Source organism: Streptomyces sp. NPDC086989, assembly GCF_044745505.1.
GTDB lineage: Bacteria > Actinomycetota > Actinomycetes > Streptomycetales > Streptomycetaceae > Streptomyces.
Genome location: NZ_JBIVAL010000014.1, coordinates 149,912 through 167,476, shown reverse-complemented (window position 1 = coordinate 167,476; position 17,565 = coordinate 149,912). Strand labels below are relative to the sequence as shown.

The following is a 17,565-nucleotide window of genomic DNA, read 5'->3' as shown; positions in this document are numbered from 1 at the left end:
GCGCTCAGCGATGGGCCGCCCCCGCGCAGCAGTGCACACCCGCACCTGGAGGAGAGCCAACGTGCCTCGTACCGTCAGGGACGTCGTCTTCGTCGACGGCGTCCGCACCCCGTTCGGCAAGGCGGGCCCGAAGGGCATCTACCACGAGACCCGCGCCGACGACCTCGTCGTGAAGGCGATCCGGGAGCTGCTGCGCCGCAACCCGGACCTGGACCCCAAGAAGATCGACGAGGTCGCCATCGCCGCGACCACGCAGATCGGTGACCAGGGCCTGACGCTGGGCCGTACCGCCGGCATCCTCGCGGGCCTCCCGCAGTCCGTCCCGGGCTACTCCATCGACCGCATGTGCGCCGGCGCGCTGACCGCCGTGACCGCCGTCGCGGGCGGTGTGGCCTTCGGTGCGTACGACGTCGCCCTCGCCGGCGGTGTCGAGCACATGGGCCGCCACCCCATGGGCGAGGGCGTCGACCCGAACCCGCGCTTCGTCTCCGAGAAGCTGGTCGACGAGTCCGCCCTGTTCATGGGCATGACCGCCGAGAACCTGCACGACCGGTACCCGACGATCACCAAGCTCCGCGCCGACGAGTACGCCGTGCGCTCGCAGGAGAAGGCCGCCAAGGCGTACGCCGACGGCAAGATCCAGCAGGACCTGGTCCCGATCTCGGTGCGCAACACCAACGAGGCGGCCGGTGAGACGGGCTGGGGCCTGGTCACCACCGACGAGCCGATGCGCCCGGGCACCACGCTGGAGAACCTGGCCGGCCTGAAGACCCCGTTCCGTACGCACGGCCGGGTCACCGCGGGCAACGCCGCCGGTCTCAACGACGGTGCCACCGCCGCGATCATCGCGTCCGAGGACTTCGCCCGCGAGAACAACCTCCCGGTCAAGATGCGCCTCGTCTCGTACTCCTTCGCGGGTGTCGAGCCGGAGGTCATGGGCTACGGCCCGATCCCGGCCACCGAGAAGGCCCTCGCCCAGGCCGGCCTGTCCATCGAGGACATAGGCCTGTTCGAGATCAACGAGGCGTTCGCGGTCCAGGTCCTCGCCTTCCTGGAGCACTACGGCATCGCCGACGACGACGCCCGCGTCAACCAGTACGGCGGCGCGATCGCGTTCGGTCACCCGCTGGCCTCCTCCGGCGTCCGCCTGATGACTCAGCTGGCCCGCCAGTTCGAGGAGCAGCCACACGTCCGCTACGGCCTGACCACCATGTGCGTCGGCTTCGGCATGGGCGCCACGGTCATCTGGGAGAACCCGCACTTCAACGCCGAGGGAGACTCCAAGTGAGCACCACCGCCGAGCTCCTGAAGGGTGCGGCCGAGCTGTTCCCCGACGAGGTCGTCACGTCCGCGCACGTCCGTCACCTGGACCTGCCGTTCGGCGCCGGGCGCTTCGCGCTCATCACGCTGGACAACGGCTTCGACCACACCAAGCCGACCACCTTCGGCCCGCAGTCGCTGGCCAACCTGAACGCCGCGATCGACCAGGTCGAGCAGGAGGCCCTCGCGGGCTCCATCGTCGGCGCGGGCATCACCGGCAAGCCGTTCATCTTCGCGGTCGGCGCCGACCTCAAGGGTGTCGAGCTGCTCAAGCAGCACGACGAGGCGCTCGCCATCGGCAAGGGCGGCCACGACGTCTTCAAGCGCCTCTCGGCGCTGGCCGTCCCCACCTTCGCGTACTACAACGGCGCGGCGATGGGCGGCGGTGTCGAGGTCGGTCTGCACTGCAGCTACCGCACCGTCTCGAAGGCCATCCCGGCCTTCTCGCTGCCCGAGGTCTTCCTCGGTCTGGTACCGGGCTGGGGCGGCTGCGCCATCCTCCCGAACCTGATCGGCGCGGAGCGCGCGGTCTCGGTGATCATCGAGAACTCGCTGAACCAGAACCGTCAGCTCAAGGGCAAGCAGGTCTTCGAGCTCGGCATCGCCGACGCGATCTTCGAGGGCGCGGACTTCCTGGAGCAGTCGCTCCTGTGGACCGCCCGGGTCCTCACGGGCGAGACCGAGGTCGTACGCGCCGAGGTCGACCGCGGCGAGGCCTGGGACGCGGCCGTCGCCAAGGGCCGCGCCATCGCGGACTCCAAGGTGCACGGCGCCGCTCCGGCCGCCTACCGCGCGCTGGACATCATCGCCGCGGCCAAGGACGGCGACCTCCAGGCCGGCTTCGACGCCGAGGACAAGGCCCTGGCCGACCTCATCATGGGCGGCGAGCTGCGCTCGGGCATCTACGCCTTCAACCTGGTCCAGAAGCGCGCCAAGCGCCCGGCCGGCGCCCCGGACAAGTCGCTGGCCCGTCCGGTCACCAAGGTCGGCGTCGTCGGCGCGGGCCTGATGGCCTCGCAGCTGGCGCTGCTCTTCCTGCGCCGCCTGGAGGTGCCGGTGGTCCTCACCGACATCGACCAGGAGCGCGTGGACAAGGGTGTGGGCTACGTCCACGCCGAGATCCAGAAGCTGCTCGGCAAGGGCCGCATCAACCAGGACAAGGCGAACCGCCTGACCGCCCTGGTGAGCGGTGTCCTGGACAAGGCCGAGGGCTTCGCGGACGCGGACTTCATCATCGAGGCCGTGTTCGAGGAGATGTCCGTCAAGCAGAAGGTGTTCGCGGAGGTCGAGGCGGTCGCCCCGGCGCACGCGATCCTCGCCACCAACACCTCCTCGCTGTCGGTGTCGGAGATGGCCTCGAAGCTCCAGCACCCGGAGCGCGTGGTCGGCTTCCACTTCTTCAACCCGGTCGCGATCCTCCCGCTGCTGGAGATCGTCCGCGGTGAGCAGACCGACGACGCGTCGCTGGCCACGGCCTTCGGTGTCGCCAAGAAGCTGAAGAAGACCGCCGTTCTGACGAAGGACGCCCCGGCGTTCGTCGTGAACCGCATCCTGACCCGCTTCATGGGCGAGATCCAGAACGTCATCGACGAGGGCACCCCGGTCGTCACGGCGGAGAAGGCCATCGAGCCGCTCGGCCTGCCGATGTCCCCGCTGGTGCTGCTGGAGCTCGTGGGCCCGGCGATCGGTCTGCACGTCTCCGAGACCCTGAACCGCGCCTTCCCGGAGCGCTTCACCGTCTCCCCCAACCTGGCGGCGGTCGTCAAGGCCGGCAAGCGCGGCTTCTACGTCTACTCCGCCGAGAACGGCTTCAAGCCGGAGCTGGACCCCGAGGTCGCCGCGCTCCTGGTCCAGGGCGACTCGGTCCTGACCGAGGAGCAGGTCCGCGACCGCGTCCTGGATGCGGTCGCGCAGGAGATCGGCCTGATGCTGGAGGAGGGTGTCGTGGCCGAGGCCCAGGACATCGACCTCTGCCTCATCACGGGCGCCGGCTGGCCCTTCCACCTGGGCGGCATCACGCCGTACCTGGACCGCGAAGGCGTCTCGGAGCGCGTGAACGGCAAGCGGTTCCTCGCCCCCGGCCTGGCCAGCGTCCCGGCCTGAGGCTGAACGCCCCGGACGCCCGTCCCCTTCACGGGGGCGGGCGTCCGCCGTTGCGCGGGCGGCCCCGGCAGCCGGACCCGGCGGCGGGGCCGCCCGTACGGGCTGGCAGAATACGGTCCATGGCGGATGGCAAGACACCTTTCAGCCGCCGGAGCCTGCTGTTCGCAGGTGGTGCGGCGGCCGCCGGCCTCACCACGGGCGGTCTGTCCTGGGCACTGCGCACCGGGACCGGCGAGCAGGACGCCGACGTACCGCCGCTGGCCGGCGAGTTCGACATGCGGACCGGCAGCCAACTGCTCGCCCCGACCCCGCTGTTCAATACAACGGGACCACAGTCGTTCGCGTTCGACGACACGAACGGCCAGGTCTACACACTGCAGACCGTTCAGGACGGCATCCGGCTCGACGACGAGGAGGAGCCGGTCGACTCGGCGGACCGCAAGTCTTCCGGCGATATGTGCCTCACCCGGCTGAGCAGTTCGGGGAAAACGCTCGGGCATATGTATCTGCGCGGCTTCGGCCACGGAATTTCCTGCGGTGTCGAGCCGACGGGCCCGCGCACGTACATATGGGTGGAGGGCCGCGCCGAAGCGGAGCGCGGCTACGGGCGCACCGTGGTCCGCGTGCCGTTCAAGGACGGCTCGGTCCTCGACAGCGCCGATGACTCCGTCCACCATTTCGATCCGGTTCCCGGCTCCACCGACGTCTGCCCCGCGCTCGACCTGCCCGGCGAGCGGGTGCTGGTGAGCCACGAGGAGGAGGGCGTGCACCGGTTCTCGGTGTACGGGATGGCGGATTTCCTGGCCGGGCGCGTCGACGCCGCGCAGGTCATCAAGGCCGGGGTGCAGGTCAGGCAGGAGGAGTGGTTCCAGGGCTGCGCCCTGTACGGGAACTACGTGTACGTGCTGACCGGCGGCCCGTACACCGGCGACAAGGGTGACAATCCGCGGAAGTCCGGCGGAAATACTTACGTCTCCGCAATTGACGTGCGCACGGGCAAGGCACAGCGGCGTCACCACGTGACGGTGGCCCGGGATCTGGTGTACCGGGAGCCCGAGGGAATCGCGATCTCCATGGCCGGCGGACGGCCGGCATTGGTCATCGGATTTTCCGTGAAGACGAAGGACCGGCGCGAGCTGGCGCTGTATCGCTTCACCGCCTGAGAACGTTGGCCGTCAGTTAACCCGGCGTTTTTCGGCCATCCATACGGCTGCTTATACTACTGCGACACTTCACAGCATCCTTATACCTCCACGGGGGAGGCACCGCACCAATGGGCTCCAAGCGGCTGCGCGGCGCACTCGGCGTTCTGATCACCTCTGGGCTCATCCTCAGCTTCATCGGCATGCTGGTCGCCGTCGCGTTCGTCTCCCTCCCCCTGTTCGCCGGCTGCGCCGCGCTGAGCTACGTCGCCGACCTGATGCTCCACAACACCGAGTCGCCGACACTGGAAAAGCTGCGCGACTCGCGCTTCGGCCTGACGATGCGCTTCCTCATCAGGCAGTTCCTGCTGCTGGGCCTGTGCGGGGCCATCTCCGACATCGAGTCGTTCGTGGCGCAGATGACCACCATCGGCCTGCTCCTGCTGTTCATCCTCCAGCTCGCGTACGGCGCGCTCCTCAAGCACGTCCGCAAGATGCGCAACGAGCTTCCGTTCACCACGCGGGGACTGGACCTGGAGGCGCTCGGCATCCGCCGCATGCCGCACCCGTTCCTGATGAACAAGCACGTCCGCAAGACGCTGCACCTGGACATCCCGCTGGTGGCCGGCGCACTCGCCACCATCGCGACGGACGACTGGCGCTTCGTCACGTACGGCATGATCACCACGGTCTTCCTCGCCTACTTCTCCCTGCTGGTGCTGGTGCCCGACGCGCGCAACGCGCTCAAGCTGCCCACCACCGACGAGGCCATCGAGGAGCTCAACCACCAGCTGGCCGAATACCGCCCCCAGGTCGCCCTCTACTTCACGTTCGCCGCCGTCTCCAAAGACTTCATGTACCAGGTGAACATGTGGCTGGAGTCGCTGGAGGCACTGGAGCTGCGGCCCATCATCGTGCTCCGCGAGCGGGCCACCCTGCGCTACCTGGACGCCACCTCGGTCCCCGTCATCTGCATTCCGAAAGCGGACAATCTCGCACGTATCGAGATGAACGAACTCCGTGTCGCGCTCTACCCCGGCAACGCGGGCAAGAACGTGCACATGCTGCAGCGCGCCGAGGTCAAGCACGTCTTCATCGGTCACGGCGACAGCGACAAGCTCGCGAGCAGCAACCGGGTCAGCAAGGTCTTCGACGAGATCTGGGTGGCCGGCCGGGCCGGCCGCGACCGCTACGAACGCATCAAGCACGCCGTGTCACACCACCAGATCGTCGAGGTCGGACGCCCCCAGCTGATGCCCCTGCACCGCTGGACCGGCAAGGTGGCGAACCCCGTCCCCACCGTCATCTACGCCCCCACCTGGGAGGGCTGGACCGACGACGCCTGCTACACCTCGGTCATCCCGGCCGGCGAGAAGCTGATCAAGGCGCTGCTCGACTACGACCGCGACATCCGCATCATCTACAAGCCGCACCCGCTGACCGGCTCGCGCTCCGCCGAGGCCGGCGCCGCGCACCGCCGCGTCATCGCCCTCCTCGAAGAGGACAACGCCCGGCGCTTCGGCCGCAACCTCACCGACTCCAAGGCCGCCGCCAAGAAGCTCGCCCGGATCGACCAGCGCATCGCCGACCTCTCCGAGCGCGGCGTCCGGTCCAAGTACCCGGACCTCACCGAGGAGGAGCGGACCGCGCGCATCCGGCGCAGCCGCAACCAGGCGGGGGCCCTGTACTGGAACGCCGTCCCCGACGGCGCGCACCACGTGGTGACCGAGCGGATCCCCGCCCTGTACGACTGCTTCAACCAGTCCGACCTGCTCATCGGCGACATGTCCAGCGTCGTCTCCGACTTCGTCGCGACCCTGAAGCCGTACGCGATCTTCAACCTGGACGGCCTGCCCGACGACCAGTTCCGCAACGAGCAGCGCACGGCCTACGCCTCGTACCTGCTCGACGGTGACTGCAACGGTCTGGCGGAGGCCATCGAGGCGACGCTGAACCCGCGCGAGGACGTCATGGCGCCCTACCGCGAGCAGCTCAAGGAGTACCTCCTGGGCGAGGAGTACCCGCCCAGCATCGTCCGCTTCAACGCGGCCGCCAACAACCTCTACCGGCGGGGGCTGCGCGACTTCCCCATCGAATACCCGGAGCAGGTCCCCTACCCCGTGTAGACGGATCCTCCCCCGGGCATCCGCGTCGCACCGCCCGTCCACCGACCGCCGCCCCGCACCACCGCCGTGCCGCACCCTCACTCAGGAAGAAGGAGCCTTGTCCTCCAGACCTGCCCCCCACCGCACCGTCGCCGTCGTTCTTGCGGGTGGCACCGGCCAGCGCATCGGACTCGAAATACCGAAGCAGCTGCTCAAGATCGCCGGAAAGCCGATCCTGGAGCACACCCTCCACGTCTTCGAGAACGCCCCGGACGTCGACGAGGTGATCCTCCTGATGACGCCCGCGTACGTGGAGGACGCCCGCCGCATCGTCGAACGGGCGAAGCTGGGCAAGGTCACGCAGGTACTGGCCGGCGGCTCGACCCGCAGCGAGACCACCCGGATCGCCATCGAGGCCGCGGCCACCGGGCTCGGCGAGGGCGAGGACTGCAACCTCCTCTTCCACGACGCGGTCCGCCCGCTGCTCTCGCAGCGCGTGGTGCGCGAATGCGTCGAGTCCCTGGAGCGCTACCAGGCCGTCGACGTCGCCATCCCCTCCTCCGACACCGTCATCGTGACCCGCACCCACGGCAACGACGGCGAGTTCATCACCGAGGTCCCGGACCGCTCGCGGCTGCGCCGCGGCCAGACCCCGCAGGGCTTCCACCTCTCCACGATCCGCGCCGCGTACGAGCGGGCCGCCGCGGACCCGTTCTTCCAGGCCACCGACGACTGCTCCGTCGTCGTCAAGTACCTGCCCCACGTCCCGGTGCACATCGTCACCGGCGACGACTACAACATGAAGGTCACCCAGCCCGTCGACGTCTTCATCGCCGACAAGCTGTTCCAGCTCGCCTCCCACGCCGCGCCCGCCCAGGCCGGCGAGGCCGCGTACCGCGAGCAGCTGGCCGGCAAGACGATGGTGGTCTTCGGCGGCTCGTACGGCATCGGCGCCGACATCTCCCGCATCGCGGAGGGCTTCGGCGCCCGCGTCTTCGCCCTGGGCCGCTCCACCACCGGCACGCACGTCGAGAACCTCGCCCACGTCGAGGAGGCCCTGGCCCACGCCTACGCCGAGACCGGCCGCATCGACTACGTCGTCAACACGGCGGGCGTGCTGCGCGTCGGCCGCCTCGACGAGGCCGACGACGACACGATCCGGGAGGCGCTGGAGGTCAACTACCTCGCCCCCGTCAACATCGCCCGGACCTCGTACAAGTACCTCAGCGAGACCCAGGGCCAGCTGCTGCTCTTCACCTCCAGCAGCTACACCCGCGGCCGCGCCGAGTACAGCCTGTACTCCTCGACCAAGGCCGCCATGGTCAACCTGACCCAGGCCCTCGCCGACGAGTGGGCCGAGGACGGCATCCGCGTCAACTGCGTGAACCCGGAGCGCACCGCCACCCCGATGCGCACCAAGGCGTTCGGCCAGGAGCCCTCGGGATCGCTGCTCACCTCCGAGTCGGTCGCCCTGACCTCGCTGGACGTCTTGCTGTCCGAGATGACCGGGCACGTCATCGACGTGCGCAAGCAGGACCCGACCACGACGCCGGCGCAGCGCTCGGGCTTCGAGGCCGCGCTGGCGTCCGTACTGATCGCGACCACGGAGGACCAGGGGGTCTAGGCGTGACGTACGCACCCGGACAGCAGCAGCACGGCCGACGCTCGAGGATCTTCGTGGTGGGCGGCTCCAACGCGGTCAGCCGCCCGTACAGCTACCTGCCCATGGCCGGGTGGGCGCAGGTCCTGCCGCTCTTCCTCACGGACGAGGTGGAGGTGGTCGCCTGCGCCCGGGCGCGGGCGAGCTCCAAGAGCTTCCGTGAACGCGGCCGGCTCCAGTGGATCCTCGACACGATGGAGCCCGGCGACTACCTGCTGTTCGGCTTCGGCCAGACCGACTGGAAGCCCGACCCCGGCCTGCACACCGACCCGTTCACCACGTTCCTCGAACACATGCGGGCGTACGTGGACGGCGCGCGGGAGCGGCAGGGGCACCCGGTGATCTATCTCCCGTACGAGCGGCGGCGGATCGACCGGCACGGCAACGTGGCCCGGTTCCTCGGCGACTACCCGGTCGCCGCGCGCCGGCTGGCCGAGGAGGAGCACGTCCCGGTCGTGGACATGTACGGGCAGAGCCTGCAGTGGTGGGAGGAGCTCGGGCCGGAGGCGACCAAGTCCGTGTTCACCTACCTGCGCCGCGGCGAGCCCCTGCTCCAGGACGTCCTGGACGGGGACAACGTGCACCTGCGGGCCGAGGGCGCCATCGAGTGCGCCCGGTTCGCCGTCCGCAGCATGCTCGAACAGGGCGTCATCCCGTCCCACTGGGGCCGCGACCTCGACCGCACGCGCTTCTCGTACGACGAGATGGGCTGGCTGGACGAGGAGACGTTCAAGCACCGCACCGCATCCCGTGTGTCCCAGTTCCCAGGCGCCTAAGGAGTCCCGCACGTGAACCACCTCCTGTGCCGGGGCCGGGCCCTGGGGGACGAACCGTCCCTGGGCGCCGTCTACGCGGCCCTGTACAGCTCGGCCGACCCGCGCCGCGGCCTGGCCCCCGGCGAGACCGTCCAGCTCGGCCTGTCCGTGGCGCCCGACCAGGGTGCCTCGCGCGGCTGCGCCTACCTGCTGGAGGCGCCGCTGGCCGACTCCGCCGACGTCGTCGCCTTCCAGGGGCTGGAGTACTTCCCGCGGCAGCGTTGGTTCCGGCTCCGCGCCGAAGCCGGCGAGACCGGCACCGCCGTCCTGCACCTGCGCGTCCACGACACGGTCACCGCACCCCGGATCCGGCCCCAGATCGTGGTCGCCGTCCCGGACGCGACCGGCCGCAAGCTCGTCCGTACGGCCAAGCTCGACGCCGACGCCCTGCCGTTGCGGCCGGCGACGGCCCGGAGCCTGCGCATCACGGCCGGACCGGGCGGGCCGGGCACGGTCAACGTGCTGTCCGCCGCCCCGGCGGGGAGCACCGCCGTCTCCGTGACGCAGCCGCGCGGCGGGGATGCGCAGCTGTCGTACGACGGCTGGGTGACGTACACCCCCGCCCCCTCCTTCACCGGCTACGACCGCTTCGAGTACACGGTGGCGACGCCGGCCGGAGAGAAGCAGACCTCCCACGTGAACGTGTTCGTGGGCTCCCTGGAGCACACCCCCGGCGTGTTCCCGGCGCAGCCCGCGGACGTCGCCTTCCGGCCCTGGCAGTGGCCCGAGCTCAGCGGGGAGATGCCGTGGCCCCGGCCCGGCCAGACCGCGCGGAACCGATGAGGAACACAGGACCATGAACACCGCCGCCGTGCGCCCCACCGACGTCAAGGACGTGACCGTCGCGGTCCGCGTCCGCAACCAGGCCGCCGCGCTCGACGCCTGCCTGGCCTCCGTCTTCGTGCAGACCATCGGCACGGACCGGCTGGAGGTCATCGGCGTCGACGACGGGTCGACCGACGAGAGCGGGTCCGTCCTGGCCCGCGCGGCCCACCAGTACCCTGCGTTCGTACGCGTCGGGCAGGTCTCGCAGGGGCTGAGTCCGGCCGGGGCGCGCAACTGGGCGCTGAGCCAGGTCCGCGGACGGTACGTCATCTTCCTGGAGGCCACGGACCGGCTGGCGCCCGACGCGCTGGAGCGGATGGTCGCGGCGGCCGACGCGAACGAGGCCGACGTCGTGCTGGGCAAGCTGGAGAGCTCCGGCCGCCACACGGTGGCGACGTCGATGTTCCGCAAGAACCAGGCCTATGCCGATCTGTACGCCTCGCGCCTGTACTGGTCGCTGACGCCGGACAAGCTGTTCCGCACCAGCCTGCTCCAGCGCCGCGGGCTGGCCTTCCCCACCGACATGACGATCGGCGACGACCAGGCGTTCACCGCCGGCGCGTTCATCGGCGCGGACAACGTCTCGGTGGTCGGGGACGCGACCTGCGTGGTCAAGGGCCCCTCCCCGGCCTCCCGCGCCACCCTGCCGGACCGGGTCGCCCTGGCCTCCCGGATGCTGTCGCTGGTCGCCGCGCAGCTGCCCGAGGGGCCGCGCCGGGACAAGCTCCAGTCGCGGCACCTGGAGGTGGAGCTCGGCAAGCCGACCGCGGCCGCGCTGCTGGCCGGCACGGACCCGGCGGAGCGGGACCAGGCGCTGTGGGCCGCGGCCGAGGTGCTGCGCACCCAGGCCTCCCCGGGCGCGCTGGCGCTGCTGCCGCGCATGGTGGCCGTACGGTTCGCCCTGCTCGCGCAGGGGCGGTTCGCCGAGGCACAGCGGATGGCCGCGTTCGAGGCGGACAAGGACCGGCCGGCGGTACGCAAGACGGTGGAGAACGGCCGGGTGTACACGACGCTGCCGTTCTTCCGCGATCCGCAGGTGGGGCTGCCGGACCAACTGTTCGACATCACGGACGACATGACGGTCACCCACCAGCTCCAGAAGGCGCGGTGGGAGGGGCCGATGCTGACACTGGACGGCTTCGCGTTCTACGAGCAGCTGTCCACGAAGGACCGCACCACACGGGTGGTGCTGCGGGAGCGGACGAGCGGCGCGCAGGAGAGCTACGCGGTGACGGCCCGCCGGGACGACGCGCTCACCAACGCCAAGGGCAAGCCCCGGGCGATGGGCCGGTTCTCGGCCCGGGTCAACCTGGCGCAGACCTCCAGCGGCTGGCCGCTGCCGCCGGGCACCTGGGACGCGTACCTCGCGGTCGGGTTCGAGGGCGTGACCCAGGAGGTGCGGCTCGGGCCGAAGCGCTCCGCGGACCTGGACACGACCGCCCGCAGGCCGGTGCCGCTCGGGGCGGCGCCCGGTGCGCGGGGCATGGAGCTGGCCGCCGCGGCGTACTACACGGAGACGGGCGGGCTCAGCATCGAGGTGTTCCAGCGGACGCCGCTGCCGCGGCAGGCCTGACGCCCGGCACCGGCGGCCCGAGTCCGGCTCAGGCCGCTTCCCAGGGGCCGAACACCAGCCCCTGCTGCGTGGTGTCCTGGCGGGTGCAGACCAGCGAGCCGTCCGCGTCGAACGCGGCGACGACGATCCGGCCCGAGCGGTCCACCGCCACCTGCGGTGCGTACGCGCCGTGCCCGCCGAGGGAGGCCCACCAGGTGCCATAGCCCTCGTTCTCGGTGACATAGGCGGTGACTTCGATGTCGCCCCCGGCGCCGGTCTGTGCGAGGACCGTGCAGTCGTAGCCCCCGAGATCGGCCCGTGCGACACCCGGGGCCCCGCGGCCGCCCGCACCGCCGAGGCCCATCAGGCCGCCCTGGACGCCCTGCTGGCCGGCCCGCCACGCGACGAGCGAGCCGTCGCCGGGGTAGCGCCAGAAGTAGGTGACCCGGCGCGGGCCCGTCTCGCAGACGGCCGGAGTGCCGGGGACGACCGCGGTGGGGATGCGGTGCGCGAGCGCGAAGCGGCCCTGGCCGACGCCGGCCCAGCGGTCGGCGCCGGCCGGCCCGAGGACGAGCATCTCCAGCTGGCCGCCGGCGGGCATCAGCGGGGTCACACCGCTCTCGTACGGCTCCGGGGCCACCTGCTTCCAGCCGCCCCACGCGCCCTCGGCGTTGCGGCTGCGGCGCAGGACACCGCCGCGGCGCATCGAGACGAGGACGTGCGTGGAGCCGGAGCGCTGGTTGACGGCGATGCGCGGCGGGCCGGCCGGCCGGTCGTCGGCGGGGCCGCCGCGCAGCCCGGGGGTGCCCAAACCGTGCCAGTCCATCATTGCGCGGCCCGGCTGGAACTGGGTGGAGACGATGACTTCCGGCCGCCCGGAACCGTCCTGGGCGGCCCGGAGCGCGACGAAGTGCACGTACCCCTCGCGGCTCTGCGCCATCGAGACGGTACCCATCCAGCCCGGCACCTCGAAGACGTCGGGGCCGGTCCAGCCCGTGCGCGGCGCCGCGGCCTCGGTCCAGCGCAGCAGGCCGTGCGGGGTGCAGGCGTAGGCCGTCAGCCGGCCGTCACTCCCCCTGAACAGCCAGTTTCCGGCCGGCGGCGAGGAGCGGCGGGAACCCGGTTCACCCGGGGGCGCCGGTTGCGCCCCGCGGGCGGACGAGGCGGTACGGGCACCGCCTTTGCCTCGGATCACGCCGCTGTCCACCCATCTGCCGAGAATGTCCTGCTCAAGCGGCAGAGCTCTTCACCGGAAAGAACCAGCCACTCGAAAGTGTGTCTTATGATGCACCCCATCGATAATAGAAGGGCTCTGCCTCCATGACCGACCGGCCCTCGGCCACTCCCCCCACGCGGCGCAGACCGCGGCGCGGCGGCAGGCGACGCGCCCTGCGGATCGTGCTCCTGACGGTGGCCGTGCTCATCCTCGCGGCCGGCGGCGCGGGCTGGTGGGCCTACAGCCATCTCAACGGCAACATCGACAGCGTGGACCTCGACCAGGCGCTCGGCGACAACCGCCCGAAGAAGGTCGTCGCGGGGGCGCAGAACGTCCTCGTCCTCGGCTCCGATTCGCGCGCCGGGGCCAACGCGGACCTCGACCACGGCGATGTGAGCGGCGCCCGCTCGGACACCGCCATGCTGGTGCACATACCCGAGGGCCGGTCCAAGGCCACCGCGGTGAGCATCCCCCGCGACACCCTGATCAGCCGGCCCGAGTGCAAGGGCGCCGACGGCGAGACCGTCAAGGCTGCGAACCGGGTCATGTTCAACTCGGTGTACTCGCTCGCCGGTCCGGCCTGCGTGGTCAAGACCGTGGAGCAGATGTCCGGGATCCGCGTGGACCACTTCGTCGAGGTCGACTTCGCCGGGTTCAAGGGCCTGGTGGACGCGCTCGGCGGGGTCACCGTCACCCTGGACAAGCCGATGAGCGGGGCCAAGGGCGGCCTCAAGCTCGATGCCGGCACGCACCGGCTCAACGGCACCGACTCGCTCAAGTTCGTCCGTACCCGCTACGGCTACGGCGACGGCAGCGACCTCGGACGCATAGGCCTCCAGCAGCAGTTCATGATGGCGATGCTGTCGGAGATCAAGAAGCAGGACGCGCTCGGCAACCCGGCGCGCCTGTACAAGCTCGCCGACGCCGGTACGAAGTCGCTCACCACCGACTCCGACCTCGCCTCCCTCACCTCCCTGGCCGACTTCGCCCAGAGCATGAAGGGCGTGGACCCGGACACCATGGAGACGATCATGCTCCCGGTGGCCTACGACAAGGTGGACCCCAACCGCGTGGTCGTTGCGGAGCCGCAGGCCGGCATGGTGTGGGAGGCCCTGCGCTCGGACCAGAAGATCCCGGCGGAGGCGAAGAAGTCCCCCGCCAAGGGCTGACGCGACACTGCAGGCAGAAGCGGCCGTACGGGGAGGCGCTCCCCGTACGGCCGCTTTTCCTTGCCGCGGGCCACATCGACACCGCGGGAGCGCCCTAGTACTCCGCGTCCTGGCCGGACCTGCCGAGACGGCTGTGGCTGCGGCCGTACAGGAAGTACACGACGAAGCCGATGACCATCCAGACGCCGAACCGGATCCAGGTCTCGGCCGGCAGGTTGAGCATCAGCCAGAGCGAGGCCGCGATGGACAGGATCGGGATCACCGGCACCCACGGGGTGCGGAACGCCCGGTGCAGGTCGGGGCGGGTCCGGCGCAGGATGATCACGCCGAGGGCGACGAGCACGAAGGCGAACAGCGTGCCGATGTTCACGAGTTCCGCGAGCTTCTCCAGGCTGGTGAAGCCCGCGACGACGGCGATGATCCCGCCGAGCAGGATGGTCGCCCGGTAGGGCGTGCGGTACTTGGGGTGGGTGACGGAGAAGACCCGCGGCAGCAGTCCGTCACGGCTCATCGCGAAGAACACGCGGGTCTGGCCGAGCAGCAGGATCATGCACACGGTGATCAGGCCGACGGCCGCCCCGAGACTGATGGCACCGGAGAAGAAGGGCTGGTTCACCGACTTGAAGGCTTCGGCCAGGGGCGCGGTCGGCGACATCTCCGAGTACTTCTGCATGCCGGTGACCACCAGCGTCACGGCGACGTAGAGCAGGGTGCAGATCAGGAGCGAGCCGAGGATGCCGCGCGGCATGTCCCGCTGCGGGTTCCTCGTCTCCTCCGCCGCGGTGGCCACGACGTCGAAGCCGATGAAGGCGAAGAAGATGAGGGAGGCAGCCGTGAAGATGCCCATGACGCCGAAGTTGGTGGGCGCGTAGCCGAACAGCAGCTGGACCAGGGGCGCGTGGAGGCCGTTGCCCGCCTCCTGTGGCTGGGCCGGCGGGATGAACGGCGAGTAGTTGTCGGCCTTGATGAAGAACAGGCCCGCGACGATGACCAGCAGGACCACGAAGACCTTGATCGCGACCACGATCGCCGTGATCCGCGCGGAGAGCTTCGTCCCGACGACCAGGATCACGGTCAGCACCAGGATCAGCAGGAAGGCCAGCAGGTCGAAGCTGCCTCCCGCGTCCGGCCCCTCCAGCGCCTTGGGCAGGTCCCAGCCGAGGTTGGTGTGCATGAGGTGGCGCACGTAACCGGACCAGCCGACCGCCACGACCGCGGTGCCCAGCGCGAATTCGAGCACCAGGTCCCAGCCGATGATCCAGGCGGGCAGTTCGCCGATCGAGGCGTACGAGAACGTGTACGCCGATCCGGCCACCGGGACGGTGGACGCGAACTCGGCGTAGCACAGGGCCGCGAGGGCGCAGACGATGCCCGCCGCGACGAAGGCGAGGGCGGTGGCGGGTCCGGCGTTGTTGCGGGCGGCGATGCCCGTCAGGACGAAGATGCCGGTGCCGATGATGACACCCACACCGAAGACCGTCAGGTCCCAGGCGGAGAGCGACTTCCGGAGCGCGTGTTCCGGCTCCTCCGTGTCGCGGATGGACTGCTCCACCGTCTTGGTGCGGAAGACGCTGTTCAGATCCTTGCTCACCGACGCACCTCCGACAGGTGACGACGCACGCGAACGGGCCGGGAGGCCCACCCCTTCAAGGGTGATCTCCCGGCCCGTGACGTGCAACCGCGCGACCGGCCGTGACCGGTGTCAGTCGACGGCGGCGGCGGGCTCGTTGTCGTAGCGCCCGTCCAGCTTGGCGACCAGGCCCGTGACCTGACGGGCGATGTCCGGCGCGGTCAGACCGATCTCGGCCATGATCTCCTTGCGCAGGGCGTGGTCGAGGAACCGCTGCGGAATGCCGAAGTCGCGCAGCGGTACGTCGACGCCCGCGTCGCGCAGCGCCTGCGAGACGGCGGCGCCCACACCGCCGGTGCGGCCGTTGTCCTCGACGGTGACGACCACGCGGTGCCGTTCCGCGAGCGGGGCCAGGGCCTCGTCCACGGGCTTGACCCATCGGGGGTCGACCACGGTCGTGGAGATGCCCTGCTTGTCGAGCAGGTCGGCGATCTCCAGGCACATCGGGGCGAGCGCCCCGACCGAGACGAGCAGTACGTCCGTGGGGGCACCTCCCAGGCCCGAAGGGCCGAGGGGGAGGGCGCTGTCGGCGGCGGGGGCGCGCAGCAGGTCCATGCCGCCGATCCGGCCGACGGCCGGGACGGCCGGGCCGACGACGCCCTTGGAGAAGCGCACCACGGTCGGCGCGTCCTTGACCTCGACGGCCTCGCGGAGCTGGGCGCGCAGCTGCTCGGCGTCGCGCGGCGCGGCGAGGCGCAGGCCGGGGACGACCTGGAGGATGGACATGTCCCACATGCCGTTGTGGGAGGCGCCGTCGTCGCCGGTGACACCGGCGCGGTCCAGGACGAAGGTGACCCCGCACTTGTGCAGGGCCACGTCCATCAGGACCTGGTCGAAGGCTCGGTTGAGGAAGGTCGCGTACACCGCGAAGACCGGGTGGACGCCGCCGGTGGCGAGGCCGGCCGCGGAGGTCGCGCCGTGCTGCTCGGCGATGCCCACGTCGAAGATGCGGTTCGGGAAGGCCTCGGCGAACTTGTTGAGGCCGACCGGGTGGAGCATGGCCGCGGTGATGCCGACGATGTCCTCGCGCTCGTGCCCGATCTTGACCATCTCGTCGGCGAAGACGGAGGTCCAGCTGGCGGCGGCGGTCTTGACCGGCAGGCCGGTGTCCGGGTGGATCACGCCGACCGCGTGGAAGCGGTCCGCCTCGTGCTCCAGGGCCGGCGTGTAGCCGCGGCCCTTCTGGGTGAGGCAGTGCACGATGACCGGGCCGCTGAAGCGCTTGGCGCGCTGCAGTGCGGACTCCAGGGCCTCGATGTCGTGGCCGTCGATGGGGCCGATGTACTTCAGGCCCAGGTCCTCGAACATGCCCTGCGGGGCGATGAAGTCCTTGAGGCCCTTCTTGGCGCCGTGCAGCGTCTCGAAGAGCGGCTTCCCGACGACCGGGGTGCGCTCCAGGAGTTCCTTGCCGCGGGCCAGGAAGCGCTCGTAGCCGTCCGTGGTGCGCAGGGTGGCGAGGTGGTTCGCGAGGCCGCCGATGGTGGGGCCGTACGAGCGCTCGTTGTCGTTGACGACGATGACCAGCGGGCGGTCCTTGGCGGCGGCGATGTTGTTCAGCGCCTCCCAGGCCATGCCGCCGGTGAGCGCGCCGTCGCCGATGACGGCGGCGACGTGGTGGTCCTCGCGGCCGAGCACCTCGTTGGCCTTGGCGAGGCCGTCGGCCCAGCCCAGCACGGTGGAGGCGTGCGAGTTCTCGATCACGTCGTGGTCGGACTCGGCCCGCGAGGGGTAGCCGGACAGGCCGCCCTTGGAACGCAGGTTGCCGAAGTCCTGGCGGCCCGTGAGCAGCTTGTGGACGTAGGCCTGGTGGCCGGTGTCGAAGAGGACCTTGTCCTTGGGCGAGTCGAAGACCCGGTGCAGGGCGATCGTCAGTTCGACCACCCCGAGGTTGGGGCCGAGGTGCCCGCCGGTCTTGGAGACGGCGTCGACGAGGAAGGACCTGATCTCGGCGGCGAGCTGGTTGAGCTCCTCCTGGCTGAGCCGGTCCAGATCGCGCGGTCCCTTGATGCGGGTCAGCAGCACCCGTGC

12 protein-coding genes are annotated in these 17,565 nt (G+C 70.6%); 9 read left to right on the top strand and 3 right to left on the bottom strand.

The window, feature by feature from the left end; all coding sequences use genetic code 11:
* Positions 1-61: 61 nt before the first annotated feature.
* From ACIPK4_RS30200 to ACIPK4_RS30165, 8 genes are all read left to right on the top strand, one after another.
* Positions 62-1,288 carry a thiolase family protein gene (locus tag ACIPK4_RS30200; protein ID WP_376008462.1) on the top strand — a complete coding sequence of 409 codons (1,227 nt, stop codon included), beginning with the start codon at positions 62-64 and terminating at the stop codon, positions 1,286-1,288.
* Positions 1,285-3,423: a 3-hydroxyacyl-CoA dehydrogenase NAD-binding domain-containing protein gene (locus ACIPK4_RS30195; RefSeq protein ID WP_402318378.1), complete on the top strand. Its 2,139-nt coding sequence runs from the start codon at positions 1,285-1,287 to the stop codon at positions 3,421-3,423. The genes ACIPK4_RS30200 and ACIPK4_RS30195 overlap by 4 nt, the downstream gene beginning before the upstream one ends.
* A gap of 119 nt (positions 3,424-3,542) precedes the next feature.
* Positions 3,543-4,586: a signaling protein gene (locus tag ACIPK4_RS30190; RefSeq protein ID WP_402318375.1), complete on the top strand. Its 1,044-nt coding sequence runs from the start codon at positions 3,543-3,545 to the stop codon at positions 4,584-4,586.
* 110 nt (positions 4,587-4,696) lie between these two features.
* The gene (locus tag ACIPK4_RS30185) at positions 4,697-6,691 is read left to right on the top strand and encodes a hypothetical protein (RefSeq protein ID WP_402318372.1); all 1,995 of its coding nucleotides are present in this window, start codon (positions 4,697-4,699) and stop codon (positions 6,689-6,691) included.
* Positions 6,692-6,788: 97 nt separating this feature from the next.
* The gene (locus ACIPK4_RS30180; protein WP_376203552.1) at positions 6,789-8,294 is read left to right on the top strand and encodes an SDR family NAD(P)-dependent oxidoreductase; all 1,506 of its coding nucleotides are present in this window, start codon (positions 6,789-6,791) and stop codon (positions 8,292-8,294) included.
* Between the two features lie 2 nt (positions 8,295-8,296).
* Positions 8,297-9,106: a rhamnogalacturonan acetylesterase gene (locus ACIPK4_RS30175; protein ID WP_402318369.1), complete on the top strand. Its 810-nt coding sequence runs from the start codon at positions 8,297-8,299 to the stop codon at positions 9,104-9,106.
* A 12-nt stretch (positions 9,107-9,118) separates the two neighbouring features.
* Complete coding sequence (locus ACIPK4_RS30170) at positions 9,119-9,928, top strand: Ig-like domain-containing protein (protein WP_402318366.1); 810 nt, start codon at positions 9,119-9,121, stop codon at positions 9,926-9,928.
* Positions 9,929-9,941: 13 nt separating this feature from the next.
* On the top strand, positions 9,942-11,543 hold the full coding sequence (locus ACIPK4_RS30165; protein WP_402318363.1) for a glycosyltransferase family 2 protein: 1,602 nt from the start codon (positions 9,942-9,944) through the stop codon (positions 11,541-11,543).
* 28 nt (positions 11,544-11,571) lie between these two features.
* On the opposite strand, the gene ACIPK4_RS30160 is transcribed toward ACIPK4_RS30165, so the two are convergent.
* Positions 11,572-12,717 carry a hypothetical protein gene (locus ACIPK4_RS30160; RefSeq protein ID WP_402318360.1) on the bottom strand — a complete coding sequence of 382 codons (1,146 nt, stop codon included), beginning with the start codon at positions 12,715-12,717 and terminating at the stop codon, positions 11,572-11,574.
* 125 nt (positions 12,718-12,842) lie between these two features.
* On the opposite strand from ACIPK4_RS30160, the gene ACIPK4_RS30155 reads away from it, so the two are divergent.
* Positions 12,843-13,907 carry an LCP family protein gene (locus ACIPK4_RS30155; RefSeq protein ID WP_376203567.1) on the top strand — a complete coding sequence of 355 codons (1,065 nt, stop codon included), beginning with the start codon at positions 12,843-12,845 and terminating at the stop codon, positions 13,905-13,907.
* A gap of 94 nt (positions 13,908-14,001) precedes the next feature.
* Here ACIPK4_RS30155 and ACIPK4_RS30150 read toward each other — a convergent pair whose 3' ends face one another.
* Both ACIPK4_RS30150 and dxs read right to left on the bottom strand, forming a co-directional pair.
* Complete coding sequence (locus ACIPK4_RS30150) at positions 14,002-15,498, bottom strand: amino acid permease (protein ID WP_402318357.1); 1,497 nt, start codon at positions 15,496-15,498, stop codon at positions 14,002-14,004.
* Between the two features lie 111 nt (positions 15,499-15,609).
* On the bottom strand, positions 15,610-17,559 hold the full coding sequence (gene dxs / locus ACIPK4_RS30145; protein ID WP_402318355.1) for a 1-deoxy-D-xylulose-5-phosphate synthase: 1,950 nt from the start codon (positions 17,557-17,559) through the stop codon (positions 15,610-15,612).
* Positions 17,560-17,565 lie beyond the last annotated feature (6 nt).